12 protein-coding genes are annotated in these 11,680 nt (G+C 46.3%); all 12 read left to right on the top strand.

Annotated features, from left to right (window positions below):
* Window positions 1-227: hypothetical protein (locus P3C18_RS20470; protein WP_275959838.1), on the top strand; the 227-nt coding region annotated here is incomplete at its 5' end.
* Window positions 228-689: 462 nt separating this feature from the next.
* Complete coding sequence (locus P3C18_RS20475) at window positions 690-1,139, top strand: hypothetical protein (protein WP_275963618.1); 450 nt, start codon at window positions 690-692, stop codon at window positions 1,137-1,139.
* A 650-nt stretch (window positions 1,140-1,789) separates the two neighbouring features.
* Complete coding sequence (locus tag P3C18_RS20480; RefSeq protein ID WP_275963619.1) at window positions 1,790-2,146, top strand: hypothetical protein; 357 nt, start codon at window positions 1,790-1,792, stop codon at window positions 2,144-2,146.
* Window positions 2,147-2,246: 100 nt separating this feature from the next.
* Complete coding sequence (locus P3C18_RS20485; RefSeq protein WP_275963620.1) at window positions 2,247-2,576, top strand: hypothetical protein; 330 nt, start codon at window positions 2,247-2,249, stop codon at window positions 2,574-2,576.
* A 2,384-nt stretch (window positions 2,577-4,960) separates the two neighbouring features.
* On the top strand, window positions 4,961-5,479 hold the full coding sequence (locus P3C18_RS20490) for a hypothetical protein (protein ID WP_275963621.1): 519 nt from the start codon (window positions 4,961-4,963) through the stop codon (window positions 5,477-5,479).
* A 1,037-nt stretch (window positions 5,480-6,516) separates the two neighbouring features.
* On the top strand, window positions 6,517-6,861 hold the full coding sequence (locus P3C18_RS20495; protein WP_275963622.1) for a hypothetical protein: 345 nt from the start codon (window positions 6,517-6,519) through the stop codon (window positions 6,859-6,861).
* Between the two features lie 91 nt (window positions 6,862-6,952).
* Window positions 6,953-7,300 carry a hypothetical protein gene (locus P3C18_RS20500; protein ID WP_275963623.1) on the top strand — a complete coding sequence of 116 codons (348 nt, stop codon included), beginning with the start codon at window positions 6,953-6,955 and terminating at the stop codon, window positions 7,298-7,300.
* A gap of 89 nt (window positions 7,301-7,389) precedes the next feature.
* The gene (locus tag P3C18_RS20505; protein WP_275963624.1) at window positions 7,390-7,830 is read left to right on the top strand and encodes a hypothetical protein; all 441 of its coding nucleotides are present in this window, start codon (window positions 7,390-7,392) and stop codon (window positions 7,828-7,830) included.
* A gap of 1,274 nt (window positions 7,831-9,104) precedes the next feature.
* Window positions 9,105-9,626, top strand: a complete 522-nt coding sequence (locus tag P3C18_RS20510; RefSeq protein ID WP_275963625.1) for a hypothetical protein — start codon at window positions 9,105-9,107, stop codon at window positions 9,624-9,626.
* A gap of 89 nt (window positions 9,627-9,715) precedes the next feature.
* Window positions 9,716-10,093, top strand: coding sequence for a hypothetical protein (locus P3C18_RS20515; protein WP_275963626.1), 378 nt, complete (start codon window positions 9,716-9,718; stop codon window positions 10,091-10,093).
* A gap of 93 nt (window positions 10,094-10,186) precedes the next feature.
* Window positions 10,187-10,747, top strand: coding sequence for a ubiquinol-cytochrome c reductase iron-sulfur subunit (petA, locus tag P3C18_RS20520; RefSeq protein ID WP_275963627.1), 561 nt, complete (start codon window positions 10,187-10,189; stop codon window positions 10,745-10,747).
* A 128-nt stretch (window positions 10,748-10,875) separates the two neighbouring features.
* Complete coding sequence (locus P3C18_RS20525) at window positions 10,876-11,379, top strand: hypothetical protein (protein WP_275963628.1); 504 nt, start codon at window positions 10,876-10,878, stop codon at window positions 11,377-11,379.
* Window positions 11,380-11,680: the final 301 nt, after the last annotated feature.

Below are 11,680 nucleotides of genomic sequence, written 5' to 3' on the forward strand. Positions count from 1 at the left end.
CTATATGCCACCCTGAATTTTGCGCATCAATAGTAACTTACGAATTATTCGACACCAGCAACATCCAGGATCAAAATATTAAAAAACACGCCAAGGGCGATATTGAGAAAAAAGTTTTCACTCTCACTAACACCAATAATGAGTGGCGCATTAAAACAGGCATGGGAAATCCATATATTCTTAGCGAGGTATACAACAAAAAAATTGCCATGCGAAGCGGCCTCTAACAATGCGCTCAAATCGCTCACTTCGTTCGCTGGGACGGGCTAAAGCCCGCCCCTTACCTTAATCGTTAGGCTCTTTCATGATATTCCTGGCACTCACACGTAAAGGTTATGAAAGCTACCAAAGCATTGAAAATAATTCGTATCTTTCTCTCTGGCTATCTGCAGGAATATTCTCCAATACAGAACTTGTGGCACTCAGAGAGTCAGGCGCAGTACTCTCGGACTTTAACTACACTATTGAGCCTAACGACAAAGAAGCAATATCATGCGCAATCGATACCATCAAAGAGCACCATCCGAATGAAACGGTGTGGGTAGAATCCTGAATTACGGTTTTTCACCTGCGTTCGGCTCTCAATTTTGGTCAAGCCTAACAACTGGTTCAAACCGTTCGCTGCGCTCACTGGGACGGGCTAAAGCCCGCCCCTTAACCAAACGTTAGGGTTCTCATCGGAGAAATTGATGGCTAATCGAACTCCAGAACAAGACCTCATTAATCAATTTGTTACTCACATTGAGCAACATGCTGACGACAGCGTGAAAATTAAATCAATAATTAACACTAACTGTAAATCAAGAAAATTCGCTGATATTGAGTTCGTATCCAAATTAAATCTGCACTGGGTTATCGAGGCAAAAAGCGATGACTCAAAAGACAAACACAACACAGTGCACAAAATATTTGGAGAGTTACTAAAGGAAACGGGTAGAACCAATCGATCTGATTGTCGCCACGCAATACTGATCCCTGACTCTGCAGTGGCGTTTTACAGCCGTGCATTTCAATCAATAGATCGTGAAAAATTTCTTGGTTTTGGAAAGCTAATACCAATCGACACTGTGTTTACAAGCAGCGCAAATGGCGTAAAGCAACTCACATGGGCATCTATGTACGATGCACACAAATCCTAACTAGTGGTTCAAGTCGTTCGCTTCGCTCACTCGGGACGGGCTAAAGCCCGCCCCTTAACCAAACGTTAGGCAACCTCCGGAATAATTTTTCCGTTTGCATCACCCGCAACACCGCATCGCCAGTACGTTTTCCAGAGTTACTGGCACTATCAAAAGGAGTTGGTTTATGCCGGACAACGTCACAATTAACTTACCAACTCCGACATTATCATCGGCGGTGCACGCCTTTTCTTTCTGCGCTGCGGTGGCTACCGTGTCAGACCGGCCAGGCCTAACAACTGGCTCAAATCGTTCGCTGCGCTCACTGGGACGGGCTAAAGCCCGCCCCTTAGCCAAACGTTAGGCAACCTCCGGAATAATTTTTTCCGTTTGCATCACCCACAACACCGCGTCGCCAGTACATTTTCCATAGTTACTGGCATTATCAAAAGGAGTTGGTTTATGCCGGACAACGTAACAATTAACTTACCAAATCCGACACTAGCATCGGCGGTGCCTGCCTTTTCTTTCTGCGTTGCGGCGGCTACCTTGTCAGACCTGCCAGGCCTAACAACTGGCTCAAATCGTTCGCTGCGCTCACTGGGACGGGCTAAAGCCCGCCCCTTAGCCAAACGTTATGCACCAATGCAATTCAGGTGGAATCACAAATAATGCATTTCAATGTTCAACCGCTTGACGCCTTAACTATGGTGTTAGACCCTTTGCTTGCAATAGGCTTCCTTGTAGCAGCATATCTCTTCCAGTCAGCATCAAGAGCCTCTGAAAACAAAGCATATGGGGAATTATCTATAGGTTGCCGCTTTATGTTTTTCGCCTACGTATCTCCTTTTATTTTTTTATTCTTTGGAGATATTATTCATGGAGAAAAACTAATTGATTACTTGGCCTACTACTCCAGCCTTCCATACTCGCTAAGCCTCGCTGGTGGGCTGCTCTTCATGCTGAGTGCCGCACATCAATTAAAAGCACAACAGAAGCAGAGCAATAGAAATTTACCAAGCGCATAACAACTGGTTCAAACCGTTCGCTGCGCTCACTGGGACGGGCTAAAGTCCGCCCCTTAACCAAACGTTATACACACTTGCCATCCAACATCGGCGCCAAAGCATGAACGACATTTCCGATCTTCAGAATCTCGAACTACATGACGCCATTCTTTTAGGCATAAATTTAGATCCCATAAATTGTGCAGCAGAAATCAGACTTGCATACTATCCAAGTGAAGGAGCAAGCGATCGCATTGAAGGCACTCTAAAATTCGGTGACGTCAGCAATTTCAATCAATTACTTGACTTCGAGCTAATGACAAAGCACGCGTCGTTCGGCAATATCAGTTACTGGGTAACAGGTGAAACCCCTGGGCTTACTCATATATATCTGGCGCGAGGGCTGATTTCCATTACTTCGAAGTCAGTTGAAATGGCCAACGGTGTATAACAATTGGTTCAAATCACTCGCTTCGCTCGCTGGGACGGGCTAAAGCCCGCCCCTTAACCATACGTTAGACCTCGGAGCAAACCAAGTTGTCTAACCAATCGTTTAAGTTCGTTACAGATACTTCGTCGATTTGCGTATTCGACCTAGGCTCGCTTAAACATCGCCTGGACGATGACGTCGACTGGTGGTGCTGGCCACCTGACGAACAAGTCAACGAATTAAATGCAGGAAACGTAGCGTTCATAGATATCGGCAGCGATGGAAGCTACATTGCCAGTGTTCAATTCACGCCTCTTGCTAACCCACAAATCGAGGCCCGACTATCGTGCCCGACAGGCCAGGTTTTTATAGGGGCTGGCGAGGAAGTTACAGCTGACGGCCTAGAACCAGACTGTACAAGAGGCGGTATATTTCTCTCCCTCCCACCAGGCAATGCCACACTTCAAATGGAGCGAGGCACCGAGAAATTTGAGTTGCGCCTGGCGCTATTGCTTGGCGTTGAGGCATCCACCAATGAATTTAAACAACCACTTCATCTATAAATTAACCAACGGTCTAACAAGCGGTTCAAGATCGCTCGCTTCGCTCACTGGGACGGGCTAAAGCCCGCCCCTTAACCATACGTTAGGTGCCAAATATAAATGGGCGTAGAAGACCTCTCAGAGCCACTTAAGACGATCCTTGACAGCGAAGTCGCTCTTGGAAATCAAATTCAGGAAATTTCTGCGTGGTCACCAAAATGCGAGCTGCTAGTTATCTTGCGCAGACCATTTAACTCTCAATATAAAGTTTGCCCTGATGTCGAATTCGCGGAGATCAACGACGCCCATTATTGGCAGTCCGAGTATCGCTTTCGTGGCGGCATCCAGATTCTGGCATGCGCTTTCGGCAGGTAACAAAAGGTGTGTTGTCACCTAACTATGCGCTCAAATCGTTCGCTTCGCTCACTGGGACTGGCTAAAGCCAGCCCCTTAGCTTAATCGTTAGGGAACAAATGTACATACTCCGAGCAATTTCATACGCCATAATCGCATCGATATTTATATTTCTGTGCAACAACTTGCTTACAGTGTCATTGCTTACGAATTCGCAAAAATACTCATCTATAGTGATTGCGTTTATCGCCTGGGGCATCCCAGCATTCGTGGTTTCACTCATTACAGCAAAATTATTCCCCACAAAACTGATGCTTAAAGCAATAACAATTATCCTCACAATATTTTCATTAATTTTCTTAACAACAGAAACAGTTAACCACGCTACAGCCGCACAAGAAAGCTTACTAGCACAACTATTTTACTTGCTACCATACATGGCAACCGTGCTATCCATAATGCTTGGATTTTACCTAGGGTTTAGGCGGCAGTCCCCTAACTAGTGGTTCAAATCGTTCGCTTCGCTCACTGGGACGGGCTAAAGCCCGCCCCTTAACCAAACGTTAGGCCACAGATGAAAGTTTTTGGACCTCCTGAAGGCTGCTACCTATATCTTCACGGCGTAGCAGTAACATCATCTATTAGCCTAGCCGATGGCGTGGAATTGCTGCCGGCTGGGCGTCCTAAACTATCCTCCTCTCTCTTAGATAACATGGAGCGAGACGAGGATCGTGCTGTTCTAATGCTCTTTTTGCCTAGGGTTTCCTCACAGCTACGAATAACCGGAGCTAACGCACAGGAAGTTGCGACGCGAGCGTGGAACGGTGTGTGGGACGGCATGTTAGTAGGCGCTCTGGCGGGGTACGAGGTGACATGCAATCTCCAGTCAAATTCGCCTATTGAGGAACTTACTGAAATATCAAATATTCACGTGACCAACCACCATCTGCGCGGACTGCGAAGTTGGCCCCCTGCCACCTTGAAAGAAGAACAGTGCGAGTGGCTTAAAACTCACTTTTCGAGCGCGCGCTCTCTAATGAGTAAAGACTCTTATCGCGACGCAGTACATGCGCTTTCTAGCTATAAGTGGCACAGCCTACCTAGAGCCCAGCTCGCTATGATTTGGTCGGGAATTGAGGGGCTCTTTGGCATAGATAGTGAAATAACGTTCAAGTTGAGTATGGGCATCGCAAAGTTTCTAGGCGAGAGTGTAGAAGAGCAGCGCCAAATCTTTCAGGATACAAAGAACCTCTACAGGGCTCGTTCGAAAGCAGTCCATGGCGGAAAGATCAAGGGAGATGTGCAGAATGCAATTACCGAATCCGCCATTCTTCTGAAGCGTCTAATCTTGCGGGCATCGGAGCAGGGTCGGATACCAGACATCGAACAGCTAATCATCTAGGCTGCAGCCTAACAATAGGTTCAAGCCGTTCGCTTCGCTCACTCGGGACCGGCTAAAGCCGGCCCCTTAACCAAACGTTAGGTTCGCTAAAGGAGTTTTGTGTACGCATGGAATTACTAAGCATCGTTGATACCGCAGTAAAAATCGGCCTTGGTGCACTAATCTCAGGCGTTGCCACGTACTGGGTCACAAAGCTCAATCATGAAAATGACATAGCGAAGACAAAACTAAAAAGGCAGCGTGAATTAATCGAGGAAATTGCTGGGCAAACAGAAGAGTTTTCCTCTGCAACCCTAAAATATTGGGCTTACATGGTTGAGCATGTACGCTACGCAGAGCGCGACAAGCCGGCTCCAGATCACTTACCTACGCGTATAAAATCAGCTGAAACAGAGCTTTTCGACAAATTTAGCCAGCTTGCTAGCGCAGAAGGAAAACTAATTTTATTAGGCTCAACTAAAGCGCAAGAGCTTTTACGTGATTACGGCGAGTACATCAAAGAATTTAGAAGAGTGGCATGGCACGGAAACACTTCCCTCAAAGAAGCTGACCTTGACACTTTTAGATCCAACATACTCATCAAGCGTAAAAAGCTTTATGAAGAGATACGTGCTGTCTATGCATAGCAAACCTAACAATTGGTTCAAACCGTTCGCTTCGCTCACTCGGGACCGGCTAAAGCCGGCCCCTTAACCAAACGTTAGGCGCAAGAGCAAAGCCATGGTCGATGTCCGTGCCCAAGAACACAGCAGCCGCATCGCGGTGCCAGCACAGAATCGAGCGGCCGCCTGAAGATAGAGGCCGTTATTTGTGCTCAGCAAGGGAGTTGCTTTCAGGAAATGCGCACATCACAAATAACTTCCGGGGTCGAAACCGACACACCGTGCGCCCCGCCGGTTAAGCTCAGCGCTGGCAGTAAGTCCTGCGTCCGGCTCGAAGTCCGCTGCCTAACAACTGGTTCAAGTCACTCGCTTTGCTCGTTCGGGACCGCGTTCCGCGGCCCCTTAACCAAACGTTATGCGCCACAGGTAAATCCATGCCAGCCTATAGCCTCCATTGTCCAGACAATGATTCAAGCATGTGTGGGTCTGCAGATAAGCTCTTCCTATCTGGCGTACCTTTCTGCCTGGCTTGTGGCTTCAAAACCGACCTGTACTTCATAAACTCTGAATTCAGGGTGAAACGAAGGGTTTACGACCTTTCAGCTACCCACGATGGTTATTACATTGCCTCCTTAAAGTTCAAGGAGGCGTGTAATCGCTTAGGTCTTCACGGCTTAGAGTTTCTGCCATTGCCTTCTGATCCTGAGTTCTTTGTGGTCAAGCCAACCACAATTACGCTATTTGATTTCAAAAGCAGAAAAACTCGCTTTGAGGGCTTGTGTTCTAATTGCAACCAATGCAGGGCAGTTGCGGGGGCAACCCCGGTATTCCTGTTAGCCGAGCCTGAATCTGATCTATCTGGCACTGATATAGTCTTTGGCTCTGGTAATAGCCGCAGTAGAGTCCTTCTTGCCAGCGAGCATGCTAAAACGTCTCTGCAAGTAGAAGGGCTTAGGGGCTTAGAGTTCCAGGCGGTCGCGCATAACTAGCGGTTCAAATCGTTCGCTTCGCTCACTGGGACGGGCTAAAGCCCGCCCCTTAACCAAACGTTAGAGGTCTTAATGGCTCGGAAGCTCACCTCTGCTTTTAAAATTGCAATAGTAATCGCCGCCGCAAGCGCAATTATTTTCACTATCTTCGGTGGACTGACTTACGGTTATACCTTGTCCAATATTTTATTATTTTCTGCCTTAGGCGCTATCCTCGGTGCTATTGGAGCACCACACATCGAGCCAAAGGCTTTTAGTCACCCTATTACTTGGCAGGTATGTTTCTCAATATTAGGTTGCCTACTCATTGCTTTTTATTTGCAAGCTGGACCAGAAGGCTATGCGCTGGCTACGATTATTGGCGGTCTCCTTGGATACGCTGCTCCCACATGGGTTAAGCACATTCAGGCTCCGTAATTGCAACCTCTAACAAATGGTTCAAACCGTTCGCTTCGCTCTCTGGGGCGGGCTAAAGCCCGCCCCTTAACCAAACGTTAGGAGCCCTACATTGCTTCTTCAAAATATCGAAATAGCAATTCACTACTCTGCGGGGCTACTTTTGGTTGGCTTAGCGCTGCTAATTCTTGTATCAGTAAATAAAACGGCAGGAATTTTAATAGGCATCTACGCCACTTACTCACTAATAATGCAATTTGCATTTAATGGCGCTTTAGGCCTTGGGTTTTTGGCGCAAATATTTTTAGAGACAAATTTTGAATTAGACAAGCCATGGCCAGCAACGGGCGCAGTTGTGCTTGGAATAACTGGTGGAATTTCAAAACTAAGTCTTGCTGGCGGTGTTTACTTCCTAGCCAGAGCATTAAAAACAAAAAATGGTGAGCGGGCCCCTAACTAGTGGTTCAAACCGTTCGCTTCGCTCACTGGGACGGGCTAAAGCCCGCCCCTTAACCAAACGTTAGGCCCAACCAAGGAGAAACCATCTAAATGCTCAAGCCAATAATCTATGCTTTTTTTATTGCAGCTTCCTTAGCAGGATGTGCTGGAAAATCACATATAAATGAAAAAGAAGTAGAGATCGGTGACGCTTCAGGATATGTCAAAAACGTTAAAATCAAACAAAACGACATCGCTGACGTATGTGACTTTAACGCCTTTGAAGATGGCTTTAAATATACATATATGAGCATGTGGAACGGTCGGATAGAAGAGATTATAAAAGCGAGTCCGGAGCAGAAAGTCATCGACCATCATACTAAACTGTTTTTTAACTCCAAGCATAATGTGCGAGCTACTCTTGATGAAGACGTTGATTCAATGAGCAGTTACAGTTACTGTCAAGAGTCAAGCTATCAACAAGGCAAAATCAGCGGCTTTATTTATTCGGTTGAAGATCTTAAGGCACTTGAAAACAAGTCTCCCACATAGCGGCGCGCTTTAGCCTAACAACTGGTTCAAACCGTTCGCTTCGCTCACTGGGACGGGCTAAAGCCCGCCCCTTAACCATACGTTAGGCCTCATCAGCGAGTTCCCCATGAATCGGCAAGAGCTTCAGAATCAACTTGTGCGTGCCGGAGTTCACTCAAGCCTTTACTCGCTCGGTGGTCCAGCGGAGGAAAGCGAGTCTTACTCTCTTGTGGCTGATGGCCCCAACTGGAAGGTGCTCTACAAGGAGCGCGGACAATTCAATCAGGTCCAAGGCGGACTCTCGGAGAGTGAAGCATGTCTACTCATCTACCGACTGCTTGATGAGGCAATTGGTTTTGGGCGGCCACATGATGCCTAACAACTGGTTCAAACCGTTCGCTTCGCTCACTGGGACGGGCTAAAGCCCGCCCCTTAACCAAACGTTAGACGTTCATGTTTCCAAAGCTTGTTTTTGTAATGCGTACACCCGTAAAAACGCACGTTTGCTTTCGAGGTTTTACCGGTTTGAAATGTGCATTGCCTGAACTGACGCCCGTTTTATTTGTGGCATTTTTCAACACTGCGTTCAGGTCGTTACATTGCAAACATTGGATTTATCGCGCTTCATCCGTTGCGTCATCGTTGTTCGTAAGGCCGCACGATTGCTTTCGGGGCTTTCTCAGGTTTAGCCTTGTAGTTTCTGCGCTTACGCCGCTTACCATCGAGGCACGTTGAAATCGTGGTTTTATAGTTGCATTGCAAACATTAAATTTATTGCGTTTCGCCAGAGTCATCGCGCAACGAGTTACAAGCAAGAAAGCGGTGCTTTAAATTATGCGTACATCCGAGCGTCTAACAAATGGTTCAAATCGCTCGCTGCGCTCGCTGGGACGGGCTAAAGCCCGCCCCTTAACCAAACGTTAGGCACACAAAGCAAAGGAATGTGCAGGCATGGGAAATCGCGGAATTAATAGTTCAAAACCGCATGCTTCTCATGAAAGGCATTTGGCGTATTTGAAATCGCGGGCGGCGCAAAAAATCTTGGTTCCGCAATTGCCTTGCACGCCAGTCATGACATCGAACTGGCGCTGAGGCGCTCCAAAATTGCCGAGCAGAAAAAGCGCATGAAAAAGCACAACAGCATGAAAAAGCATTTAAAGCAAAAGCACTGTTGGCTATCGTGGTGCAACAACTTGCAGCGCTCGGCTCCAGTCCGCGCCTAACAAGTGGTTCAAAACGCTCGCTACGCTCACTGGGACGGGCTAAAGCCCGCCCCTTAACCAAACGTTAGGCATATGAATAAAACGCTACCGCTTACGTTGCTACTACTATTGCTGAGCAGTGCAGCCTATGCTCATAAAGACTCCATCATCACACTAAATGAAAATGGAACCATAACGAATCTACCACCACCTTACGCTCCCGCCGCCTTGCAAATAGAAAACTCATTCTTTGGCAATGCCTTAACATCCATAAAATTAAGTGTCGGCAAAAGTAAGCTCACATTCCCAGGCTGCCTTTTGTCATTAATAAAGAGCGACAACAAGAGCCAAGTACACCTGTCCGGCTCTTGGTATCACGAAAACTCGTTAACGCCACATTATTTGCATATCATGTTTTACGACCCCGGACATGAAGAGAGTCAAAATCCTAATCCCGGTTATAAATTTCTAATCAATATGCAAACCTTAAAAATCATGCGTATGGAATACATATCCGTGAATGTCAACGGCATCTCTAACCACCAAAAACTAACACCGTCAGACATATGTAAAAATAACGAGCTTGCAACAACACTAGACCCTGTGCAGTACTAGCCCAGCCTAACAACTGGTTCAAGTCGTTCGCTTCGCTCACTCGGGACCGGCTAAAGCCGGCCCCTTAACCAAACGTTAGAGCTAGAAACATGGAAACCATTGTCGACCTTTACAATGTAGTCAGGGATCGATATCCAGAGATAACTGAAGCCGCCGATAGAGTTCACGTTAAAATGTGGGGCGAGCTTGATCCTGAGTTTGCTTATTCTTGGTTCGAAAGCCTCGCAAATGCTTTAAACGGTGACATGAATAAAGGTATTAACGCCAGCAATCACATGAAGTTATTTTCATTTTTCAATCAGGCGTTGCAAGGCTGCAGTCCAGAAATAAAAAACTGCATTGACGTAGCATTTGTAGAAAACCTATTTTGGCAGGTACCTAGTGCCAAGGCGGAACCATACTGGGCAAAGCTACCCGCATCGCTCAAAGAGCTATACATGGGGTTTCACAACCGTGCGCCGCTCTAACAAATGGTTCAAATCGTTCGCTTCGCTCACTGGGACGGGCTAAAGCCCGCCCCTTAACCAAACGTTATAAGTCAATTCGAAATCGAAGGCCGCATGAATAGACGCCAACACCTAAAATGGGCTGTTTCAACCCTTACCTTGATTGGTGCGGCAATTACTTCAATTCCGTTTTTACGCTCACTCAATGTGGGGGCATGGCGCGCTAAAGATTTCGACTTGGAAATCGATATATCCACGTTAACTACTGATAAACCCATAAATATTGAATGGTTTGGAACGCCAATAAGAATAGTGCTAAGAACCAGCGAAGATCTCAAAAAACTTTCCAACCCCAGCAGCAATTTGCTCGACCCTGAATCGTTGTCATCGGTTCAGCCAACTGATGCTAAAAATTCCTTTCGCTCGATCAAGCCAGAAATTTTGGTATTTGTACCTCTCTGCACCCATCTAGGGTGCAAAGTAAACCAGATTGAAGCTGGGGCTAAAAATATGGTGTTGGGATGGGAAGGCGGCTTCCAGTGCCCGTGCCATGGTAGCAACTTCGATCTAGCCGGCCGTGTCCACAAAAGTATGCCAGCACCCATTAATCTTAAGATACCACCTTACAAATACACCGAAGAAAACAAAATACTTTTTAGCCTTACACTTCTATAGTTAACTTCACGCACGGAGCGTAATGTTGCCTTATAACAATCGGTTCAAACCGTTCGCTACGCTCACTGGGACGGGCTAAAGCCCGCCCCTTAACCAAACGTTAGCAGCTTATTCAGAAAAAGGTTTTCATGAAAAACATAATCACCATATGTCTCATCACATTGCTATCTGGCTGTAACTTGTTTTTACCAAAAGATCTAAAGCGCTTTTACTCACTAGAGAATTTGATAAAAGAAAAATATTTCAACAACCAACTACAAGACGCACAAGAACTAAGCAACGAGTATCTTTTGTTAGCACGCAAATACCCGAAAGACTGGAACTATGGAAACGCGATACAAAAAGCAAATACATACCTAGGTCTAATAGCACTAGAAAATGGCTACATTGATGCGGCAAAAGCTCACTTAATAGCATCGGGTAATACACCAGGCTCGCCACAGCTAGATACATTCGGCCCCAATATGCTTTTAGCCAAAGCTTTACTAGACCACAATCATAAAAACGTCGTTCTCGAATATCTCGATCAACTAAGAATTTTCTGGGAAATGGAAGACGGGAAAATTGATCATTGGAAAAATCAAATTGATAGGGGCGAAGCCCCCGATTTTGGCGCGAACCTTGTGTATTAAACTGCTAATAAGTGGTTCAAACCGTTCGCTGCGCTCACTGGGACGGACTAAAGCCCGCCCCTTAACCAAACGTTAGGAACCGCATGCCTAATAAATCCGCAACCATTAAGTACTTTTTTTGGGTTGGCCTGCTCATATGTTGTGTTTTCTTATTTTTCGCAGGGGCTAACAGAAACGCCTTCTTCTCAATACCAACCGAGGTATTCCCTATCCCGCTAGCTGTTTCGTTAGTCATAACAGCTTATTTACTGAACCTTAAAAACAAATTGTTTAGGTTCTTGATTTGGATTGGGCTACTAGC

Source organism: Pseudomonas sp. 1928-m, from assembly GCF_029269135.1.
In the GTDB taxonomy this organism is placed as follows: Bacteria; Pseudomonadota; Gammaproteobacteria; order Pseudomonadales; family Pseudomonadaceae; genus Aquipseudomonas.